Origin of the sequence: Spirochaeta thermophila DSM 6578, assembly GCF_000184345.1 — a bacterium.
Lineage (GTDB): Bacteria > Spirochaetota > Spirochaetia > Winmispirales > Winmispiraceae > Winmispira > Winmispira thermophila.
Genome location: NC_017583.1, coordinates 308311 through 328642, shown reverse-complemented (window position 1 = coordinate 328642; position 20332 = coordinate 308311). Strand labels below are relative to the sequence as shown.

The 20332-nt window shown below is 60.4% G+C and carries 18 protein-coding genes; 8 read left to right on the top strand and 10 right to left on the bottom strand.

Going from position 1 to position 20332, the window contains the following annotated elements:
• Nucleotides 1-83 precede the first annotated feature (83 nt).
• Together SPITH_RS01340 and SPITH_RS01335 are read left to right on the top strand one after the other, a co-directional pair.
• Nucleotides 84-749: an HAD-IA family hydrolase gene (locus SPITH_RS01340; protein ID WP_014623952.1), complete on the top strand. Its 666-nt coding sequence runs from the start codon at nucleotides 84-86 to the stop codon at nucleotides 747-749.
• A complete protein-coding gene (locus SPITH_RS01335) occupies nucleotides 727-1239 on the top strand; it encodes a hypothetical protein (protein WP_014623951.1) in 513 nt (170 codons plus the stop codon). The genes SPITH_RS01340 and SPITH_RS01335 overlap by 23 nt, the downstream gene beginning before the upstream one ends.
• Here the strand turns inward: SPITH_RS01335 and SPITH_RS01330 are convergent.
• From SPITH_RS01330 to SPITH_RS01310, 5 genes are all read right to left on the bottom strand, one after another.
• Nucleotides 1167-2231, bottom strand: a complete 1065-nt coding sequence (locus SPITH_RS01330; protein ID WP_014623950.1) for an ABC transporter ATP-binding protein — start codon at nucleotides 2229-2231, stop codon at nucleotides 1167-1169. The two genes, SPITH_RS01335 and SPITH_RS01330, sit on opposite strands and share 73 nt — an antisense overlap.
• Nucleotides 2228-3214: an ABC transporter ATP-binding protein gene (locus SPITH_RS01325; protein WP_014623949.1), complete on the bottom strand. Its 987-nt coding sequence runs from the start codon at nucleotides 3212-3214 to the stop codon at nucleotides 2228-2230. Before SPITH_RS01325 ends, SPITH_RS01330 begins: the two co-directional genes overlap by 4 nt.
• An 11-nt stretch (nucleotides 3215-3225) precedes the next feature.
• Nucleotides 3226-4329: an ABC transporter permease gene (locus tag SPITH_RS01320; RefSeq protein ID WP_014623948.1), complete on the bottom strand. Its 1104-nt coding sequence runs from the start codon at nucleotides 4327-4329 to the stop codon at nucleotides 3226-3228.
• 4 nt (nucleotides 4330-4333) lie between these two features.
• Nucleotides 4334-5269 carry an ABC transporter permease gene (locus SPITH_RS01315; protein ID WP_014623947.1) on the bottom strand — a complete coding sequence of 312 codons (936 nt, stop codon included), beginning with the start codon at nucleotides 5267-5269 and terminating at the stop codon, nucleotides 4334-4336.
• Nucleotides 5270-5390: 121 nt separating this feature from the next.
• Entirely contained in the window at nucleotides 5391-6971 is a 1581-nt protein-coding gene (locus SPITH_RS01310; RefSeq protein ID WP_014623946.1) for a peptide ABC transporter substrate-binding protein, read from the bottom strand.
• Between the two features lie 169 nt (nucleotides 6972-7140).
• On the opposite strand from SPITH_RS01310, the gene SPITH_RS01305 reads away from it, so the two are divergent.
• Nucleotides 7141-8037 (top strand): 1-acyl-sn-glycerol-3-phosphate acyltransferase, encoded by an 897-nt coding sequence (locus SPITH_RS01305; protein WP_014623945.1) that lies wholly within the window; start codon nucleotides 7141-7143, stop codon nucleotides 8035-8037.
• Here SPITH_RS01305 and SPITH_RS01300 read toward each other — a convergent pair.
• The 3 genes from SPITH_RS01300 to SPITH_RS01290 are packed head-to-tail and all read right to left on the bottom strand — an operon-like array spanning nucleotide 8009 to nucleotide 12762.
• Entirely contained in the window at nucleotides 8009-8905 is an 897-nt protein-coding gene (locus SPITH_RS01300; protein WP_014623944.1) for a UPF0158 family protein, read from the bottom strand. The two genes, SPITH_RS01305 and SPITH_RS01300, sit on opposite strands and share 29 nt — an antisense overlap.
• Complete coding sequence (locus SPITH_RS01295) at nucleotides 8892-10589, bottom strand: proline--tRNA ligase (RefSeq protein WP_014623943.1); 1698 nt, start codon at nucleotides 10587-10589, stop codon at nucleotides 8892-8894. The genes SPITH_RS01300 and SPITH_RS01295 overlap by 14 nt, the downstream gene beginning before the upstream one ends.
• A 43-nt stretch (nucleotides 10590-10632) precedes the next feature.
• Complete coding sequence (locus SPITH_RS01290; protein WP_014623942.1) at nucleotides 10633-12762, bottom strand: substrate-binding domain-containing protein; 2130 nt, start codon at nucleotides 12760-12762, stop codon at nucleotides 10633-10635.
• 281 nt (nucleotides 12763-13043) lie between these two features.
• On the opposite strand from SPITH_RS01290, the gene SPITH_RS01285 reads away from it, so the two are divergent.
• The 5 genes from SPITH_RS01285 to SPITH_RS01265 all read left to right on the top strand — a co-directional run bounded on the left by SPITH_RS01285 (nucleotide 13044) and on the right by SPITH_RS01265 (nucleotide 18611).
• Complete coding sequence (locus tag SPITH_RS01285; protein ID WP_014623941.1) at nucleotides 13044-14366, top strand: transposase; 1323 nt, start codon at nucleotides 13044-13046, stop codon at nucleotides 14364-14366.
• 316 nt (nucleotides 14367-14682) lie between these two features.
• Nucleotides 14683-16131, top strand: a complete 1449-nt coding sequence (locus SPITH_RS01280) for an ATPase domain-containing protein (protein WP_014623940.1) — start codon at nucleotides 14683-14685, stop codon at nucleotides 16129-16131.
• Nucleotides 16132-16140: 9 nt separating this feature from the next.
• Nucleotides 16141-16494, top strand: a complete 354-nt coding sequence (locus tag SPITH_RS01275) for an ANTAR domain-containing protein (protein WP_014623939.1) — start codon at nucleotides 16141-16143, stop codon at nucleotides 16492-16494.
• A gap of 3 nt (nucleotides 16495-16497) precedes the next feature.
• Complete coding sequence (locus tag SPITH_RS01270) at nucleotides 16498-17844, top strand: sensor histidine kinase (protein WP_014623938.1); 1347 nt, start codon at nucleotides 16498-16500, stop codon at nucleotides 17842-17844.
• 113 nt (nucleotides 17845-17957) lie between these two features.
• The gene (locus SPITH_RS01265) at nucleotides 17958-18611 is read left to right on the top strand and encodes a peroxiredoxin (RefSeq protein WP_014623937.1); all 654 of its coding nucleotides are present in this window, start codon (nucleotides 17958-17960) and stop codon (nucleotides 18609-18611) included.
• Nucleotides 18612-18667: 56 nt separating this feature from the next.
• Here SPITH_RS01265 and SPITH_RS01260 read toward each other — a convergent pair whose 3' ends face one another.
• Entirely contained in the window at nucleotides 18668-19387 is a 720-nt protein-coding gene (locus tag SPITH_RS01260; protein ID WP_014623936.1) for a hypothetical protein, read from the bottom strand.
• 61 nt (nucleotides 19388-19448) lie between these two features.
• Nucleotides 19449-20324 (bottom strand): metallophosphoesterase, encoded by an 876-nt coding sequence (locus tag SPITH_RS01255; protein ID WP_014623935.1) that lies wholly within the window; start codon nucleotides 20322-20324, stop codon nucleotides 19449-19451.
• Nucleotides 20325-20332: the final 8 nt, after the last annotated feature.

Sequence of the window (20332 nt, the reverse complement as noted above, 5' to 3'; positions counted from 1 at the left end):
CCGAGGGCTGTCCTCACGGACAGCCCTTTTCAGTTGACGGAAAGGCCTAGGAGGAGCGGGGGGTTTTCAGTATATTGAAGGGGATGATACGGCACATACTCCTCGACCTCGACGACACCCTCTACGAAGGCTCCGAACACCTCTCGAGTGTGGTGGACGCACGGATGACCGAGTTCGTCGCACGTCTCCTGGAGGTCCCGGAGGATCAGGCCCTCAGGATGCGTAGATACTACGCCCCCCGGTATGGCTCCACCCTCACCTGGCTCTCCGAAGGATGCGGACTCCCGGACCCCTTGCTCGACGCCTTCCTGGAGTACGTCCACCCGGAGGACATCCGGCCTTTCATCCGGAGACCGGAGGTCGACGAAACCTGGCTCGCCGGCCTCGAGGTACCCTTCTCCATCTTCACCAACGCCCCCCTCGAGCACGCACTCAGGGTCCTCTCCGCCATCGATGTCTCCCCCGGTCTCTTCACCCGGATCTTCGACGTCCGGGCCTGCGGCTACCGGGGAAAGCCCCACGCCTCCGCCTACCACCACGTCCTCTCTTCGCTCGGCATCCCGGCCTCGGCATCTCTCCTCGTGGACGACAGGGAGGAGAATGTACGGGCCCTCGTCGGCCTGGGCGGCTACGGCGTGCTCCTCCTGCGGGATGGACAGGAAGGCCCCTATCCCTTCCCTACGATACGCTCGCTCAGAGAACTCCCCCGGATCCTGGAGGAATTGGATGGACGTCTCGCTCGTCTATAGGCGCCCCGACGCCTCCACGCGGACCCTCTCCGTCCCCCTCTGGCTCAGGATGAGTGCCGGAGCGGCGCTCGTGGTGCTGGGAGCCATGGCGCTCCTCTTCCCTCCCCCCTCTTGGATCTCGGCCCCGCTCGGCCTCCTGCTCCTCTTCGCCCTTGGTTACAGGGAGACGTGGCGGTTCAACGGCCACACTGGAACCGTACACCACATCCAAGGATGGGGGCCGCTCCTCTGGAAGCGTCTCGCCTTCCGCTTCTCGGAGATCGAATCCATAGAGGTGGAACTCTCACCCTACCCGTCCTCCCTCTCCGACCGACACCGTATCCCGCCACGCCGCTACGGACGACTGGTCCTCACCCGATCCGGGGGGAAGCGTCACATCCTCGAGGTCCGCTCCTCACGCGACCACGGCGTCCTGTTTCAGTGGGCGGACGATCTCGCGAGGCTCTGCGGCCTTCCGGGCGCCGGCTCCTCCTCGGCCTCGTCTCCGTAGAGGAAACACGCCACCTGGTGCCCCTCCTCGCGGTCTACAAGGCGGGGAATCCGCTCGCGACACACATCCATCCTCCGGGGACACCTGTCGTAGAAGTAACACCCCTTTCGCTCCACGTCGGGCGAGGGCACGTCGCCCGAGAGGATGATGCGCTTCCGCTTCGCCTCCACCTGCGGATCGGGGATGGGTATGGCGGAGAGGAGGGCCTGGGTGTAGGGGTGGAGGGGGTTCCTGTAGAGCTCCTCGCTCCGGGCCACCTCCATGATCTTCCCCAGGTACATGACGGCCACCCTGTGGCTCACGTACTCGATCACCGCGAGGTCGTGGGCGATGAACAGATAGGAGAGCCCGTACTCCTCCTGGAGGTCCTTGAGCAGGTTGAGGATCTGCGACTGGATGGAGACGTCCAGGGCGCTCACCGGCTCGTCGGCGAGGATGAGACGGGGGTTGAGGGCCAGGGCGCGGGCGATCCCGATCCGCTGTCGCTGCCCTCCCGAGAACTCGTGCGGATAGCGGTTCTTGTAGAGCGGTGACAGGCCCACCCGGTCCATGAGGCCCTCCACGCGCTCGTCTATCTCCTTCTTCGACATCGAGAGGAGACCCCGCTGCACATAGATCTCGAGCGGCTCGGCGATGATGTCCCTCACCACCATCCGGGGATTGAGGGAGGCATAGGGGTCCTGGAAGATCATCTGGATGTCCTTGCGCACCGCGAGGAGATTCTTGAGGGAGAGGGACGTGAGGTCCTTCCCCTCGAAGATCACCTTCCCCGCCGTGGGCCGGTAGAGTTGATTGATGGCCCTGATGGTGGTCGATTTCCCGCAGCCGGACTCTCCCACCAGCCCCAGCGTTTCACCGGAACCGAGCGAGAAGGAGACGCCGTCCACGGCGCGTATGTAACCCACGGTCTTCTTCACGATGATCCCCTCCTGGAGGGGGAAGTGGACCTTCAGGTTTTCGACCGTAAGGAGAGATTCGCTTCGATCCATCATCGACTCCCTTCTTCGGCATAGAGCCAGCACTTCACCGTGTGGCCGTCTTCCAACACCTTCTCCGGAGGATAGGCCCTCTTGCAGACGTCCATGGCCTTCGGACACCTGGGGTAGAAGGGACAACACTCCGGCAGATCGATGAGGTTGGGCGGCTGCCCGGGGATCGAGAAGAGACGCCTCCCCCGGGGTTTGTCGAGACGGGGCACCGAGTTGATGAGGGCCGACGTGTACGGGTGGGCGGCAGAGACGAAGAGCCTGTCCACGGGCGCCTCCTCCACGATGCGTCCTGCGTACATGACATGCACCCTGTTGCACATACCGGCCACCACCCCCAGGTCGTGGGTGATGAGGATCACCGAGGTGCCGAACCTGTGGGCGAGATCCTTCATGAGGTCGAGGATCTGCGCCTGTATGGTCACGTCGAGCGCCGTGGTAGGCTCGTCCGCGATGAGGATCTTCGGGTTGCACGAGAGGGCCATGGCGATCATCACGCGCTGGCGCATCCCCCCCGAGAACTGGTGGGGATAGGCGTCGATGCGTTTGTGAGGCGAAGGGATACCCACGAGAGAGAGCATCTCCACGGCCTTCTCACGGGCCGCCTTCGCCTCGAGCCCCTGGTGGAGCCGGATCGTCTCGATCATCTGCGTGGAGATCCGCAGGAAAGGGTTGAGGGAGGTCATCGGATCCTGGAAAATCATGGAGATATCCTTCCCTCTGATACTCCTCATGTCCTTCTCCGGAAGCTCGAGGAGATCCTTTCCCTGGAAGAGGATCCTCCCCCCCACGATCTTCCCCGGAGGAGAGGGGATGAGCCTCATCACGGAGAGGCTCGTCACCGACTTGCCGCATCCCGACTCACCCACGATTCCCACGATCTCGCCTGCGCGCACCGAGAACGAGACCCCGTCGACCGCCTTCACCACTCCGTCGTCGGTTCTGAAATACGTGCGCAGATCTTCCACCTGTAGTACCGTATCACTCATATCCACATTCCTCACAACGCGTTTTTGCTCTTCGGATCAAAGGCGTCCCTCAGTCCATCCCCCAGGAAATTCATGGCGAAAAGGAAGAGCGTCATGGCGAGCGCGGGGAAGAACAGGCGCCAGGGGTAGAGGGTCATCCCTTCCACACCGTCACGGATGAGGGACCCCCAGGAGGCATAGGGAGCCGAGATGCCGAGCCCGAGAAACGAGAGAAAGGCCTCCATCATGATGAACGAGGGGATCCTGAGACTGGAGAAGACGATGATCACGCCCAGGGTGTTCGGGACGAGGTGTCGGAAGATGATCCGGGACGTGGGTGCCCCCATGGCCCGCGCGGCTTCGACGAACTCCGCATTCTTGAGGGAAATGATCTGGCCCCTCACCACTCGGGCCACGGTGAGCCAGCTCACCAGGGCGAGGGCGAAGAAGAGGTTGAACATGTTGTTGCCGAAGACCGCCATGAGGATGATCACGATGAGCATGTAGGGGAGTCCGTACATCACGTCCACGATCCTCATGAGGATGTAGTCCACCCGCCCCCCGAGATACCCGGCGATGGCCCCCACCAGGATCCCGATGAGTACGCTCGTCAACGTACCGATGACTCCGATGGCGATCGATATCTGGCCCCCGTAGATGATTCGGGCGAGCATATCGCGGCCCAGGTAGTCCGTGCCGAGTACGTACACCCTCGTGTGCGGGTTGATCTCCTTGCCGTCCACCACGATGCGGTCATGTTCGATCCGGTAACGGATCTCCTCGAGATGGGCCTTCTCCTCCTCGGTGAGTTCGGAACGTCCCTCGGCGGCCGCCTTCTTCAGGAGGTACTCGTACTCTGTGTCGTACCAGACTTCACCCGCCGGCTTGAGCGAAGGCGGAAGGTTCTGATGTACCGGCACCTGGAAGTCATACCTGTGGATGGGGAGGATGGGGGCGAGCAGCGATATGAGGACGTAGAAGGTCACGATCCCGAGACCCACCATTGCCATCCTGTGTTTCTTGAGCCTCCTCCAGGCGTCCTTCGTGAGGCTCGTACCCTTTGCCGGTATGTTCGAAAGCCTGTGCTCCTCCGCCTGAGCCGCGTTGTCCGATGCAGATACTCGCTCCTGTGCCATGCGTCTACTCCCTGTATGAGATGCGCGGATCGAGAAGTCCGTAGATGATATCGACCACGAAGTTCATGAGTACCAGGATCACCGAATAGACGATCACCGTCCCCAGGATGAGGGTGTAGTCCCTGTTGAAGGCGGACTGGACGAAGTACCGTCCGAGGCCCGGTATCCGGAATATGGTCTCCACCACCACCGAACCGGTGACGATCCCCGCGAAGGCGGGGCCGAGGTAGCTCACCACCGGGATGGAAGCGCCCTTGAACACGTGCCTGAAGAGGATGACCGGGGTGGAGAGTCCCTTCGCCCTCGCGGTGCGGATGTAGTCGCTCTGGAGCACCTCGAGGACGCTCGCACGGAAGAGCCGGGCGATGTTCGCATAATAGGGAAAAGCCAGTGTGAGGGCAGGCATGATGAGGGTCTTGAGACCTTCCCTACCCGTGATCCATCCCGACGTGGGCAGGACCTTCCATTTGATGGCGAGGAAGTACATGAGCACCGGGCCGGTGACGAAGAGGGGCACGGAGATCCCTATGATAGCGATGGACATGGAGGTGTAGTCCACCCAGGTGTTGCGATAGAGTGCGGAGACCGCCCCTGTACCCATCCCCAGCACCACGGCGATAAGGAGAGAGACGGCTCCCAGGATGAGGGAGTTGGGGAGGCTGGTGAAGATGTAGTAGTTCACGTCGTGATCCTGGTACTTGAACGACGGCCCGAGATCTCCCCTCAGCACCAGGTCGCCCATGTACCTGAGGTACTGCATGAGGATCGGCTCGTCCATGTGATACTTCTTCTCGATGTTCTCCAGGATCTGCTTGGGAAGGGCCTTCTCCGCGTCGAACGGCCCGCCCGGAGCAAACCTGATGATGAAGAAACTCAAGGTGACGATGATGAAAAGGGTGGGGATGAGCCCCAGGAAACGTCGAACGATATACTTTCCCATCCGCAACCATCCTTACGCCGAGACTCCAGAAGACACGTATACCCACATGTGGATTGTCGTACAACCGTTATACCATGGAAAAGGGCCCGGAGGCTATACCTCCGGGCCCCGGGGTACACTACTACTGCTTGAGATAGATGTCCTTCACCGGATGGATGTCCATCACATTGGGGTACCACCCGCCCCACTTGTCGGTATCGATGAGGTTGATCGTCACGTAGAAGTAGAGAGGCATGATCGCATGATCCTGGGTGATGAGGAGCTCCTCGGCCTGCATGAGGACGTCGAAGCGCTCAGGTCCCGGTTCCATGGTGGCGGCCTTGTGGATGAGGGCATCGTATTCGGGATTGCTGTAGAAGGCGTCGTTCATGTCACCACCGGTCACGAACATGTCGAGGAAGGTGTTGGGATCCTGGTAGTCTCCCACCCACCCGGCGCGCGCGATCTCGAAATCCCCGGCCCGTCTGGTCGCGAGGTAGGTCTTCCACTCCTGGTTCATGAGCTTCACCTCGATACCCAGGTTGACCTTCCACTGCTGCTGGATGAACTCGGCGATCTTCTTGTGCCCCTCGGAGGTGTTGTAGAGGATCGTGAGTTCGGGGAAGCCCTCCCCATTGGGATAGCCAGCCTCTGCGAGCAGGGCCTTCGCCCTCTCGACGTCTTCACCGAGTCCCTTGATGCCTGGATACCCTTCCATGGGCGGCACGATTCCATAGGCTGGAATCTGGCCCGCCTGGGTCACCCGCTCCACCAGTTCCTTGCGGTTCACGGCCATGGAGAGGGCCTTCCTCACGCGGGGATCGTCGAGAGGCTTTTTCTCGTTATTGAAGATGTAGTAGTAGGTGGCGAGCTGCGGGTTCACGTGATAATCCGGCCGCAACTGGGCTTCCTTGATCCTGTCGGTGGGTACCGTGGTCTGCCAGTCGAGTTCGCCGTTGAGGTACATGTTGTACGAGGTGTTGTTGTCGTCGATCGGCAGGAAGACCACACGGTCGAGCCTCACCGCGTCCCGGTCCCAGTACTTCTCGTTTGGTACGCAGGTGATCTTCTCCTGCGGGTTCCAGGCCTCGAGCACGAACGGTCCGTTGCCCACGAAGTTCTCGGGCCTGGTCCATTCGTTGCCGTACTTCTCTATGGCGTGGAGGGGCACCACGGCGAACGAGTAGTGGGCGAAGGCGTCCAGGGCATAGGGCAGCGGCCCCACCAGGTCCACCTTCAGGGTGTAGTCGTCGATCACCTCGACCCCCAGGGCCTCAGGTCCTGCTTCGCCGCTGTTGTACTCGGCTGCGCCCTTGAGGAACATCGCGGGGAACCAGGCATAGGGAGCGGCGGTCTCGGGGTCGAGCATCCGGATCCACGAATCCTTCACGGTCTGGGCCGTGATGGGCGTACCGTCGGACCACGTGGTCTTCCTGAGCTTGAAGGTGATGGATGTCCGGTCCGGACTGAACTCCCAGCTCTCGGCCAGACCCGGCACCGCCCGGGACGTCTTGGGATCGTAGGTGACCAGTCCCTCGAACAGGGCCATGTAGATCCTGTGCTCCGGCACACCAGAGATCAAATGCGGATCCAGGGACTCGGGTTCCGCGCCGTTGTTGAGGATGAACTCCACGGCCTTCGCCTCCTTCTTCGCACAGCCGGTGAAGACCGCAACGGTGATGAGCAGGACGAGTCCCACTCCTATGAGCAGCGTTCGTCTCACGTTGGACCTCCTCTTCACGATAATATGGGCCTGTTCATGACAAGCCGGATATCATAGTATCGTAAATATAGTATTTTTGCAAATGCTTTCGCCCCCTCCCTTCTCAGCCCGCAACCGAATCTGTATACTATGGTGCTGGAAACGATATCGAAGAGGAGCGAACCACGCCATGAAAGGCCCCATTTCCAAGGTATACGCCCATCTCATCGAGGAGATGCTCGACAAGACCCGTCATCCACAGACGATCACACCCGAGACCGTGTGGCAGCCCGCCAACCTCGAGATCAGGCCCTACATCCACAGGATCATAGAGGAACTCCTCCTCCCCGGAAGCAGGATCGAAGGCCTGGAACACCTCTACGCACTCCACGAGGAAGCTCGAAAGGGGAAATCGTGTCTCCTCCTGGTGGAGCACTACAGCAACTTCGACCTTCCCGTTCTCGTGTACCTCCTCGAGAAACAAGGGGGAGAGCGAGGCAGGCAGGTCGCCGACGCCATCGTCGCGATCGCCGGCCTCAAGCTCAACGAGGCGAATCCCCTGGTGAAGGCCTTCACCGAGGCCTACTCCCGCATCGTCATCTATCCCTCCCGCAGTCTCTCCAGGCTCGATCCGGTGAAGATGTCACAGGAACTCCTCAAGAGCAGGGCCATCAACAGGGCGGCGATGCACGAACTCATACGACGCAAGCATTCCGGCTACATCACCCTCGTATTCCCCGCAGGCACCCGGTATCGACCGGGCAAACCCGAGACCAAACGGGGGGTGAAGGAGATCGATTCCTATCTGAGAAGCTTCGATCTCGTCTCCTTCGTGGGGATCGCAGGGAACATCCTCAGGATCAATCCCGACGACGAACGGATGGAGGACGATCTGGTGGTGGAGGACAAGGTGGTGACCCTCGTATCCCCACCGGAGGATGCGCAGCAATTCCGCTCATCAGTTCGTGAGACGGCGCCCCATCTCGCGGACAAGAAGCAGTGGGTCGTTGACAAGATCATGGAACGACTCGAGGAACTCCACACGGAGGCGGAGGCCCTCAGGGCGAGCGATCCTCCTCAGGGATGAAGAGATAGGTCGTGCTCATGACTTGAAATCCCGCCATCTTCACCTCGTCCTCGAGTTCCTTCGCCTTTCCGGGAAGCTCCACGAGGGCAGTCCCGCCTCTGCGCTCCACCCCTTCCCACCACCTCCGCCATAAGGCCTTCTCGAGTCCCAGCCCCTGGAACTCTGGGAAAACGTGGAGGAGCAGCAGGTGGTGCAGGGAGTCTCCCGCTACCTTGTACCAGCAGAGTCCTGCGATCTCATCGGAGGGCGTGAGACACACGAGGTATCGGTCCTCACCCTCGAGAGCAGACATCCCTTCCTTCATCCTCGCTCCAATCACCCCTCTCTTCCCCGGGAAAAGCTCCGCCCACGCGCCGTCCACGAGAGGGGTCACGGTGGGGGAAAGACCATCCCCCTTCAGATCGAAGAAGGAGAACTCACCCTCCAGGAGCCCCTCGATCTCCAGGTCGTCCTCCATCTCCAGGGGGAGAGAGGAGAGGCCCCAGGACTGTCTCAAGGCATTGTACCACTGGACCACTTCGCGGCGCATCCATCGATCCTTGAACGCGAACCAACGCTTCTCCACGAGCGGGAATTCCTTGAGGGCATCCTTGAACCTGCGGAATACCTTCTCCCGGGAAGAGAGGATACGCCTCAGGCGTTCCTTCACCACCCGGTTCCTGAGCGAGGCCACGAAACTCTCCATGAGGCGATACCCCTGTACCGGTCCCCATGAGGGAAGATCCACGTAACGGTCCTCACCGTCTTCCTTCCCCTCCACGGGGCAGAGGGTGCAGCTCTCCGTATCGAAACAGAGCGCCCGCTCCTGGTTCTCCATGCCGTAGACGATCAGGTCGATGATCTCCGGGGTGAGCTCAAACCGGGCCATACTGCTCCTCCAGGTAGTGCACGAAATCCTCCACCCGCTGATAGGCCAGCTTCCACACCTTGCCGGTGGTCCGTTCTTTCACCTCCACCTTCCCCTCTTCGAGGAGCTCCTGGGTGAGGAGGATACGGTACGGGATCCCCAGGAGGTCTGCATCGAGGAACTTCCGGCCGGGGGAGAGGTGCCGGTCGTCCAGGAGGGCCCGATCCCCCAGGGCCTCCGCAAGGGCCTCGAGTTTTCGCTTCATCGAGAGCGAATTACCGATCGACATGAGAAAAACCATGAAGGGGGCCACCTGTGGAGGCCACACGATACCGTGCTCATCGCTGTTCGTCTCCACGATCATGGAGATGAGCCGTCCCATCCCTATACCGTACGAACCCATGTAGGGGTGGATCTCCCGCCCCCTCTCGTCGAAGAACGAGAGCCCCATGCGCTGCGAGTAGAAGTCCCCCAGCTTGAAAATGTGTCCTATCTCCACGGCGCGTTCCTCCTGCATGGGGGTACCGCAGTAGTAGCACCTGTGACCCGCCCACACCTTTGCGATGTCCGCCACGAGATCCCCTTCGAAATCCCTTCCGAAGTTCGCATTCATGTAGTGATGATCCTCACGCCCCGCTCCTATCACCAGGTTCGAGGAGTCCGCCACCGCGGTATCGACCACCACCACGATCCCGTCCCTGCGATCGAGGGGCGAGAGGTAACCAGGAACGAGCCCCGTCTCCCGCAGTTCGCTGGAAGAGGCGAGGCCGAAGACAGGGGTTCCGAGCACCTGGGAGAGCTTCTCGGTACTCACCTCGTAGTCCCCCCGCACCACGGCGAGGACGAGGCCCTTTCCCGTGCGATAGGCCATGGTCTTTGCGAGACCGCTCTTCGGGACGGAGAGATGCACCACCAGGTCGTCCATGGATACGCACCCGGGTGTCTCCACCTCCTCCATGGGAAGTGGGATCTGGGTCCTGAGGGGCTTTATCCCGATCGCGATATCCTGGTTTGCCGTATATCCGCACGAAGGGCACCGGATCACCACGTTGTCTCCCCTCTCCGAGGGGACGAGGAACTCGTACGATCGTTCCCCCCCCATGTACCCCACCCCTGCTTCGGCCACGATATAGGGGACGTTACAGGTTCGGAACACCCGCTCGTACGCGTGAAACACCTTGGGGAAGAAGTTGTTGAGATCCGCGTACGTCCTGTGGAAGGAATAGCCGTCCTTCATGATGAACTCCCGGGATCTCAGGAGACCGATCCTCACGCGCTCCTCGTCGCGATACTTGGTCTGGAACTGGTAGAGAAACACCGGGAGCATCCTGTACGATCGCATGCTCTGGCGGAGGAGCTCGACCATGGCCTCCTCGTGGGTGGGAGAGATCACCATCTGGCGTCCCGCCCTGTCGGAAAACTTCACGAGGTCCCCCCCCACCAGGAGATCCCTCCCCGAACGCTCCCAGAGCTCCATCGGGTTCACGAGAGGCACGAGCACCTCCTGGCCGCCGAGGCGCTTCATCTCACCGGCGATGAGGCGTTTGAGCTTGTAGAAAACCCGAAGCCCCAGGGGGAGGAAGGAGTAGAGCCCTTGCCCCAGCCCCCTCACGTAGCCTCCCTTCACGAGGAGTCCGTACGGTGTCCCCTCGTGTTCTCTCGGGAGGGTCCTGAGGGTGTGCGGGAAGAGCTGAGAATACCGCATGCGTGTATTGTGACGGATGTGCACACACGAGGTCAAGCATTTCCTAGGTAGAAAGCTCCCGGACCCCGTCATCTCCCTTTATGAGCGATGAGAGTACCGAGAACAAGAAGGAGTGATACCCCACCTGCGTCACCTGGTATTCCTTGAGCACCTTGAAGAAATCCTCCCTGTTGCTCACCCCCACCTCGTTGTAGATGGAACTGAGGTGCACCTTCACCGTATTCTCGGAGATCCCCAGACGCTTCGCGATCTCCTTCCGGCTGTAGCCCTGTATGTAGAGGAGGAGCACCTCCTTTTCCCTGGGGGTGAAGTGGTAGTGCGAGAAGAAAACCTCTTCGGGCATGATGATCGAGGAGAGGAACGGTTCCACCTCCAGTCCCACCACCCTCACCCCCCCGCACCGTCCCTCACGCACGATCGGACCGCCCTGAGCGAGCACATGATACACTACCCCTTCGGGAGTGGCGATTCTGAACTGGGTGGAGGAGATCTCCCTCTCCGCCTTTATCCGTTCGAGAAACTCCTCTACGTGCTCCTGATCGAGATCCTCCACGAGCGTGAGGAAAGGAAGCGGCGACTCGAGCTCCTTCTTATGGATGAGCCTCCGGGCCGTGTGATTCGCGAAGCTCACCATCCCCTCTTCATCGAGTTCCCAAATGAGGACGGGGAGGAAAAGCGCCATCTCCCGGAAATAGTGCTCACGTTTCCTCAGTTCCTCCTCCACCTGCCTCCTCCTGCCGATCTCACGGTTGAGGGGTTCGTTGGACCGGGCGAGGGCCTCGCTCTTCATCTCGAGGATCCTCGTCTTCTGCGAGAGTTCCCGCACGAGTCGGGCCACGGCATAGCCCACGCTCACTCCGTGTCGTATGCCCTCGTACACGTGCACGTTTTCCCAGGAGAAGTCGAAGAGCATGTACCCGATGTGCTCCTCCCCCTTGAAGAGAGCGTGGAGCACACCGACGAAGGGGTGGGGTAATGTGTCCCATTCCTCGCCGGGGAGCAGGAGCCGGGGGTCGACATCCCTCTCGCCCGCCGCATATTCCCGCCTTCTCGCATCCACGGAAAAGAAACGAAGGGAGGCCCCCTTCAGGGGGTCGGAAGGGGCATCATACGTGGCGACGGCACAGCACGCTATTCCGAGTTCGGGGAGGTGCGTCCCCAGCTTCTCGTGTATCTGGGGGATGCTGGTGGAGGAGATGATCTCCTCTTCGAGGGACTTCGCCTTCTCGTACGCATAGCTCACCACCCCCATCTCCACCACTTCCTCCAGGTAAGAAGACCGATATCCCTGTTCCGCGACATCCTCCCGCCATCTGCACCCGCACGAGTCCCGCATCACCATACCTGTGGGGATGATCCGGGAACGGGCCTCACCCCTCTCGCAGAGGAGGTGGAGGAGCTCGCACCCCTCCCTGCCGAGGAGCTCCGGAGGCTGCCGCACCGAGGTGAGCCCCACGAATCGGGAAGGGGCGAGATCGTCATAGCCCGTGACTGCGAGCTCACCCGGCACCTTCACCCCCGCCTCCCAGAGCGCGCTGAGCGCCCCCAGAGCCACGAGGTCGTTGCTCCCCACGATCACATCGACGGGAAAGCGGTTCCTGCGCTCCCGCTCCTCGAGCAGACTCCTCGCCGCTCCCACTCCGTCCTCCATCACGAGCGAGGTGGGGAAGATCCAGACATCGGACGGGGGGATTCCCACCCCCTTCGCTTCCTCCATGAAGAGACGGTACCGGATCTCCATCTCCGGATTCTCGAGTGGCCCACGGAGGAAGGCGACGCGCCTATACCCGTGGTCGCGGAACAGGTGCCGGAGGAGGACGGAGAACCCCTCTCGGTTGTCGAAGGCCACATAGGGCATGGTCCCGAGCGGTGCGCCAAGGCTCACCGCAGGCCTGGAAAGACCCGACACCAGTTCCTGTAGGTGGGCGTCCCCCTCCCACGAGATGAGCGACGGCGTGAGAAAGAGGAAGGCGTCGAATCGGGGTGAGTCCAGGAACTGGAGAAAGATGTTCCGGCTCCACTCAAGAGGATTTCGGGACCCGATACGTCCACACACCACACATACGAGATCCCATCCCCTCGTCCTACACCCCTCAGCAACCCCTTTCACCACGTTCACGTGATAGGGTGAACTGAGCCAGTCGAGAAAGAGACCTACCGTGAAACGAGCCATACCTCCCCTCTTTCTGAAAGTATACCATGCATCCAGTGGAACAAGCAAATTCCTTCTGCACAGGTATGCCGCTCTTATTTCGAGCCTTTTGCGCTGTTTTCACGCAACGATAGGTAAAGAAATTACAAGCGGGTGGGGATTTATTTTACCCCAAAAAAGCGGTCCACAGGTGCGATAGAAGGGGAAAACGAGGTCGGAGTTGAAAAATTGACCCCAAAAAAGAGGGCCCCCGGGTTTTTCCATGATAGAATCATGGTAGCAGAAAACCGACGGAGGGGCCCATGGCAAGTATAGCACAGAAATCACTTTTTTGCTGGCACGATGTAGAAGCATTGGGGGATTTACATCGGCTTCGGCTGGTGTTGGAGAACCTGCCGGATGAGGAACTGATGCAGCAGCTGGAACAGAGGCGGGGGAGAGGCCGGAATGAATATCCGGTACGGGCGATGTGGAACTCGCTCGTTGCGGGGATAGTGTTTCAGCACCCGAGCATCGAGCAGCTACGCCGGGAGCTCTTGCGGAACGGGCAACTGAGGGACCTGTGTGGATGTGATCCTACCCGGGGAAGCGATGCGGTACCCAGTGCCAGCGCGTACAGCCGGTTTCTTTCCACCTTGAGGAAGCGGAGTATCCGGGAAGCACTGGTAAGGGTGTTTACCAGCCTGGTGGATCAGTGCTACCGGGAGCTGCCTGGATTTGGGCGGCGGCTGGGAGCCGATGGGAAGGGGATAGCAAGCGTTGCCCGTCGAAGGGGGAAGGGTGCCGGAGACCGGCGAGGGGAGCACGATGCGGACTGGGGGTGTCATGAGTATGTGTATCAGAATGAACGGGGGGAGGTGCAGAAGTCGGTAAAGAAATGGTTCGGGTTTACGGTGCACCTCCTTGCGGATACAGCGTATGAACTGCCGGTGGCCTTTACGGTGAGTCGGGCCTCAAAGCACGAGGTGCCGGTGATGCGAAAGCTGATTCGGTCCCTGGATCGCCATAGGCCGCATATACTCAAGGCGGCGGAAGTGTTCACGGCCGACCGGGGCTATGATGATGGCACGTTGATAGATCTGTTGTGGCACGAGCACCGGATCAAACCGGTCATCGATATTCGCAACCTGTGGAAAGATGGAGAACAGACCAGGCTGGTCCCGGGGACAAGAAATGTGGTGTATGACTACCAAGGGACGGTGAGTTGTGTCTGTATGGCCACGGGGACGCAGCGGGAGATGGCCTACCGGGGATTTGAAGAGAAGCGGGGCACGTTGAAGTACGGCTGTCCTGCGGTGCACTATGGGTATGAGTGTGCAGGCAAAGCCTCCTGTCCTCTGGCCTCCTGTATTCGGATCCCCCTCTCCACGGACCGCAGAGTCTTCACGCCTCTCGCCCGGTCTTCGTATCGGTGGAAGCGGGAGTATGCCAAGCGAACGGCCTTGGAGCGGATCCACAGCCGGCTGGATCGAAGCTTTAGCCTGGAACTCCACACGATCCGGGGGCAGGAGAAACTGTCGGTTCACCTTACGCTGGTGTTTTCTGTCATGAGTGCCCTTGCCCTGGGACGAGTGCGAGAGAACCAGCCGAACCAGATGCGCTCCCTGGTCAGGCCTGCGGCCTAACGAGCGGTCTTACCGAAACCGATCCCCCGTATCCACGTTCCCTTGAGGAATCCTGAGGGAAGGTGTGTCCAGTTCGGATACAGAACCGCCGTGGTGGAGTGAACGCGAGCAAACCATCGTGCATATTGTACCGTTGTGAGCACTATTCCGGATGAGAATACGGTAACGTTGACACCCTAAGCAGGCATTACAGCGCGTTGTTGCCCAGGATTCCCGTTGGCTTACTAAAAAAAGCAGTACAGCGCAAAAGGCTCTTATCATTGACAGATGGAACATGAGAGAGTACACTCAAAAAGAGACGCGTGAGGAATATACAATGTCAGAGGGGCGTCTTTCTTCAGGAATTTCCGGGCTCGACCACATTCTCGAAGGTGGATATCCTGAACGAAAGGCATATCTGGTGCGTGGAGGCCCGGGAGTCGGGAAAACGACCCTGGGGATGCACTTCCTCGCCGAGGGGGTGAAGCAGGGACAACCGGTCCTCTTCATCTCCATGGAGGAACCGGAAGCACAACTCCGGAGTCACTACAGCGCCCTGGGGCTTCCGATCGACGGGATCCCCATCCTGGATATCAGCCCCACCCAGGAATTCTTCCTCAAACAGGAGACCTACGATATCTTCAGTGCCTCGGAAGTGGAACGGGATCTTCTCACTGAGCAACTCATCACCACCCTTAAGGAAATTCGTCCCAGGCGGGTTTTCCTCGATCCGGTCACCCAGTTCCGCTTTCTCGCTTCAGAACCCTATCAGTTCTGGAAACAGATTCTCTCGTTCATCCGCTATCTCAAAGACGAAGGAGCCACGATTCTCTTCACCTCGGAAAGCTCCCCCACCAACCCCGACGACGACCTCCAATTTCTCGCCGATGGAGTCATCGAACTTGCCCGCGAGAAAGAAGGGAGGTACGCACTCAGAGTAAAAAAACTCAGGGGTTCCGGGTTCATACCAGGCGATCATCGATATGAACTCACCGAAAGAGGGATAAGGATCTATCCATCTCTCTCCCTGAGGAGAGAGGAAGACCTCAAGGAGTTCGAGTTCAGGACCATCTCGTTGGGCATCCCAGGACTCGACTCTCTCCTCGGCGGCGGGCTCGAAACAGGGACCATCACACTCATCTCCGGACCTTCCGGTGTGGGTAAGACCACCCTGGCCCTTCAGACAGCTCGCTCATGGGCTCAGGCGGGCATGCGCGCCCTCTACTACACCTTCGAGGAGGAGACCGCCATGATCCTCCACAGGGCACGGTCGGTGGGCATACCGATGGAAGGTCTCAATACATCATTCTATCTCGAAAAGATAGAACCCCTCGCTCACAGTGCCGAGGCCCTGGTTAACAAAATCCTCGATGATCTCAAGGAGAGAAATACAGACCTCGTGGTGATTGACAGCATAAGGGGATACTCTCTCGCAGTGGGCGAAGGTCCACTCCTTCCTTCCCTCCATTCTCTGGCAAAGCATCTGCAAAGGCACGGCCATTCGGTCATCCTTGTCGATGAGACGAGTCAGGTGATGGGCGAGTTCGCCATTTCGAGCGAGCACACCAGCTACCTGGCGGACACCATCATCTTCCTCAAGTATCTCGAGAGGAAGAGTACCATCCGCAAAGTCATCGGAATCCTCAAGAAGCGCACCGGACCGTTCGAGGCGACCCTCCGGGAGTTCGCTATCACCTCCTCCGGCATCCGCATAGGAGAACCGCTCACCGGGATAGAGGGGATCCTCCGGGGTATCCCGACCATAGTGGAAGAAGAACAGAGCTAAGGCTTCTTCATGCACGACGACATCTACATAATGGTAGTGGGAGGGCACAGCAAGAACACAGAGCTCCTGGCACGAACACTCGAAGCGGCAGGCTACAGGGTGGAAAGGCGAACGAACCTCCCCGGGGATGGGAACGACCTGCCGGCACTCCTCATCTACGATACCATCTCGCCTGCTCCCGGTCTCTGCAGCGCCCTCGAGTCCTACGTGAGAGCGGGCACGAAGGTGATGGTATTCCTTCCGAGACCCAGTCCATCGATCGAACACCTGTGTCGGGAGAAGGGAGTGCACGCGATATTCTCGAAACCGATATCCCGGGCCCAGCTCCTCGAATGGACGGCCCTTCTTCTTAAAGGAGGATGAGCGGTGACCGGAGAGTACATCCTCCTCGCCCTCCATAACAGGAACGACCGTGCGATGATCTCTTCCTTTCTCAGGGAGAGGAACTACACGGTACGGGAGTACCCGGAGGTGCGCGACCCCACCGACCTGCTCATCGTGGACGGCCCCATGCTGGAATCCCTTCAGAAGCAAATCTTCGACTGGAAGGAAGATCAGGCCCCGCTCTTCTTCCCGGTGCTCTTCGTCACCACACATCCCTCGGCCGACGTGCTCACGAGACACCTCTGGAAGACCGTCGATGAGCTCATCAGAGTCCCTCTCCTCCCTGTCGAACTCCACGCACGGATCGAGATGCTCCTGCGGGCGAGGAGGCTCTCCCTGCAACTGAGGGACTATGCGCGAGCCCTCACGAGGGAACTGGAGGTGAAGCGATTTCTCGCCGCCGCAGCCCTCGGGGGAGGCTTTCTGAGGATAGACCCCCTCACGCGACGAGTCCACATCCTCGCTCCGGAGGAGACCTCCGCCCTGCCCTTCGAAACCTGGCTGGAAGGGGTTCATCCCTCGTTCCGGGAATCGCTGATACGGGAACTCGGACAGGAGTATCCCGCGGGTAGGCCGACCTCCATCCTCTACCGCTCGAACGACCTCCGCTGGTATCTCCTGCAACTCCTTCCCGTCGAAGATCAGAACGGCACCCCTTCCTTGTACGGGCTCGCCGTGGACATCACTCGACTCAAACAGTCGGAGGCAGAACTCCAGGAACGACTCCAGGAACGGAACACCCTCCTCAAGGAAGTGCATCATCGAACAAAGAATACCCTTCAGCTCATCGTCTCCCTCCTCTCACTCAAGGGGGCCGACGCGCACTGTGAAGCAGATAGAAAACTGCTCTCCGATATAGAGACCAGGGTCCGTGCGCTCGCCCTCCTCTACAACCGTCTCTATCAGGAGGAACTCCTCGCGCGTGTGGATCTCTCCCACTACCTCAGAGACGTGGTCGATACCATCGTCCAGATCGGACACACCACTCCCCATCTCATCCAGCGGCATCTCAAACTCTCCCCTCTCCAACTTCCCCCGGGAAAAGCCGTCCCTCTCGCCCTCATCCTCACCGAATGTCTCCTCAACTCCCTCACACATGCCTTCGGCAAGACGGAAAAGGGACACATCCGGGTGGAACTCCTCGAAGAAAGCGGCCGTGGATACTTCAGGTACGAGGACTCGGGCCCCGGTGTGCCGGAGGGAACGCCTCGGAGGTTCGGGTTCACCATCATGGAGTCCCTCGTCAGGAGTCAGCTCAAGGGCACCATCGAGTTCTCCTCTTCGCCGGACTGGGGAGGATGGAAGGTCTCGATCGAGTTCCCCCTCTGAAAGGAAGCATTCAGTAGTTGTATCAAACACAAAATAACACTTGACACAAATCAAGGGATGAGGTATGCTCTCCTCGTATTTTAATAGCAAAACTATATATGATGGAGGAAACGATGTATCAACAGGAAACAGGACGATTCCCTTTGATCGGTGAGGCGTTTCCGGAGATGGAGGTCCAGACCACCCACGGGCCGAAGCGTCTCCCCTCCGATTACAAGGGGAAGTGGGTGGTCCTCTTCAGTCATCCGGCGGATTTCACGCCGGTGTGCACCACCGAGTTCGTGGCGTTCGCCAAGCGCTACGACCAGTTCAAGGAGCTCAACGCCGAGCTCGTGGGCCTCTCCATCGATCAGGTCTTCAGCCACATCAAGTGGGTGGAGTGGATAGAGGAGAAATTGGGCGTCCAGATCCCCTTCCCCATCATCGCCGACGGCCAGGGGAGGGTGGCGCAGCGACTCGGCATGCTCCACCCCGGGGCCGGGAGCAATACCGTGAGGGCCGTGTTCCTCATCGATCCCGAGGGTACGGTGCGCCTCGTCCTCTACTATCCCCCGGAGGTGGGAAGGAATATCGATGAGGTCGTGCGGGTCATCAGGGCCTTCCAGCTCTCAGACAAGCTCAAGGTCGCCGTACCCGCCAATTGGCCCAACAATGAGCTCATCGGGGACAAGGTCATCGTGCCTCCACCCACAAGTCAGAAGGAGGCGAAGGATCGCCTCAAGAAGTACGAGGGCTACGACTGGTGGTTCTGCTACAGGGATGCGTGATCGGTACCTCAATCGCGGCACAGGGGCCGTCCGGGTGGGCCGGCGGCCCCGTCTTTTCAGGGACCAGGAACGGCCCCCGACCGCATGTCGTACGTGCTGGTGAGGAGATAGCGCTCGTAAAGACGTTCCTCGTAGGAGGGGGTGGAGAGCATCCTGATGCCGCTCACCACCGCACCGAGACTACCGGTGAGCCAGTAGCCGTCCACTCCCTCGCCCCAGTCCTTGCCCTGGACAAGGTTCACCCCTATGAGGGTCCCGAGGGCCACCACCGGAGTGAGGATGGTCCACGTACCCTGCCTGGTTCTCCGCTGGCGTGCGGCTTCGGCCACGTCCCTGAGCACACCGGAGGCGAGCACATCCCTGGTGGCCGGGTCGGAGACCTCGAGGACCTCTGCGTAGGCCGCCTCGACAGCCGGCCGGGGCACGGCGAGGCCGTGGAGCCCCACCGTGGTGAGCACAATCCCCCCTCCTGTGAGGACCCACGCGGCGGTGTAGGTGGTACCGTACGACCACGAAGGATTGCCCGAAGCCATGAGGGAAGTCACGTCGTCGAGCCAGATGAAGAGACTCGATCCTGCCCCGATGAGCACCAGACCCGTCATGAAGGAGGCGAACTCGTCCACCTGAGAGGCTGCCTCGAGCTGCTTGTGTGCCACGTACTCCCGCAGGAGGACAGTGGCCACCCCGGGCTCATCCACCACCGACACGGCCTCCTGCCCGAAAAAGGGAAGCGCCACACACACCACGAGGAGACATCCCGCTGTGATCCGTTTCATGTTCCTGCTCCTTTCGGTTCCACTTCTATCATCATAGCGCATCGGGTTCCGTATCGCCACCTCATACCGACGTATCGTCGAAGACGAGCTCCCGCTCCTCCCCTTCATCGGTGAGATAGACCCCCCATCCCCTCCCTTCTTCGATGAGGAGGTAGGAGAGGCCTCCCACGCCATAGAGCCTGGAGTAGACCATCCCGGTGTCCACACAGAGGTACCGGTCCTCATACCCCAGGAAGAAACGACCGTCTTGCTGAGGGGTGTGGCCGCAGATGTAGCGCACACCACCGTTCCTCTCCAGGAACGAGGCGAGCCGGTCCACGAAGGCCTCCTCCTCCCCCATCTGCGCATCCCTGCACCACAGCACGCTCCGCGCCTCGTCGAACAGCCCCGGCCACGCCCCGAGCTCCTCCACCCCCCGCACCTCCCCCACCTCCCGCACCTGCCCCATCACCCACGCATCCCCCTCCTCCACCCACACCCCCTCCCACCCCACCGGCACGTCGCCGTGGCCGAAGACGTACGGCCCCACCTTCACCACCACGTGCTGCTGCTCGAGCCAGTCCCGCACCCATCCCCCCTTCCCGAACGCGCGCCGCACCGCCACCCGGGGATCCTCGTCCCCTTTCACGTACCCCTCCATCTCCTCGAGGGTCATGTAGGGCGAGATTCCCGCGAGGTTGAGCGCCTCGTGGTTCCCCACCAGGAACACCACCCGGGACTCGTACCCTCTCGCCTCCCCCTGCCACCGTTGGATCGCACGGTAGAGTGACGCAGAGTCGTACCCCCGATCACACACATCACCCAGGAACACGAGGCACACCCCCTCCCCACACCACCTCCCCCCCTCGGCCACCACCCCTGCATGCGAAAGCAGCCCGACGGCCTCCCTGTAGAGCCCATGCAGATCCCCCACCACCACGATCCTTCGCCACCCCATAGCCCCTC

Excerpts from the sequence above, each read along its gene's own strand:
- SPITH_RS01340 (WP_014623952.1), top strand. The coding sequence starts at position 84 with ATGATACGGCACATACTCCTCGACCTCGACGACACCCTCTACGAAGGC.
- SPITH_RS01335 (WP_014623951.1), top strand. The coding sequence starts at position 727 with ATGGACGTCTCGCTCGTCTATAGGCGCCCCGACGCCTCCACGCGGACC.
- SPITH_RS01330 (WP_014623950.1), bottom strand. The coding sequence starts at position 2,231 with ATGATGGATCGAAGCGAATCTCTCCTTACGGTCGAAAACCTGAAGGTC.
- SPITH_RS01325 (WP_014623949.1), bottom strand. The coding sequence starts at position 3,214 with ATGAGTGATACGGTACTACAGGTGGAAGATCTGCGCACGTATTTCAGA.
- SPITH_RS01320 (WP_014623948.1), bottom strand. The coding sequence starts at position 4,329 with ATGGCACAGGAGCGAGTATCTGCATCGGACAACGCGGCTCAGGCGGAG.
- SPITH_RS01315 (WP_014623947.1), bottom strand. The coding sequence starts at position 5,269 with ATGGGAAAGTATATCGTTCGACGTTTCCTGGGGCTCATCCCCACCCTT.
- SPITH_RS01305 (WP_014623945.1), top strand. The coding sequence starts at position 7,141 with ATGAAAGGCCCCATTTCCAAGGTATACGCCCATCTCATCGAGGAGATG.
- SPITH_RS01300 (WP_014623944.1), bottom strand. The coding sequence starts at position 8,905 with ATGGCCCGGTTTGAGCTCACCCCGGAGATCATCGACCTGATCGTCTAC.
- SPITH_RS01295 (WP_014623943.1), bottom strand. The coding sequence starts at position 10,589 with ATGCGGTATTCTCAGCTCTTCCCGCACACCCTCAGGACCCTCCCGAGA.
- SPITH_RS01290 (WP_014623942.1), bottom strand. The coding sequence starts at position 12,762 with ATGGCTCGTTTCACGGTAGGTCTCTTTCTCGACTGGCTCAGTTCACCC.
- SPITH_RS01285 (WP_014623941.1), top strand. The coding sequence starts at position 13,044 with ATGGCAAGTATAGCACAGAAATCACTTTTTTGCTGGCACGATGTAGAA.
- SPITH_RS01280 (WP_014623940.1), top strand. The coding sequence starts at position 14,683 with ATGTCAGAGGGGCGTCTTTCTTCAGGAATTTCCGGGCTCGACCACATT.
- SPITH_RS01275 (WP_014623939.1), top strand. The coding sequence starts at position 16,141 with ATGCACGACGACATCTACATAATGGTAGTGGGAGGGCACAGCAAGAAC.
- SPITH_RS01265 (WP_014623937.1), top strand. The coding sequence starts at position 17,958 with ATGTATCAACAGGAAACAGGACGATTCCCTTTGATCGGTGAGGCGTTT.
- SPITH_RS01260 (WP_014623936.1), bottom strand. The coding sequence starts at position 19,387 with ATGAAACGGATCACAGCGGGATGTCTCCTCGTGGTGTGTGTGGCGCTT.
- SPITH_RS01255 (WP_014623935.1), bottom strand. The coding sequence starts at position 20,324 with ATGGGGTGGCGAAGGATCGTGGTGGTGGGGGATCTGCATGGGCTCTAC.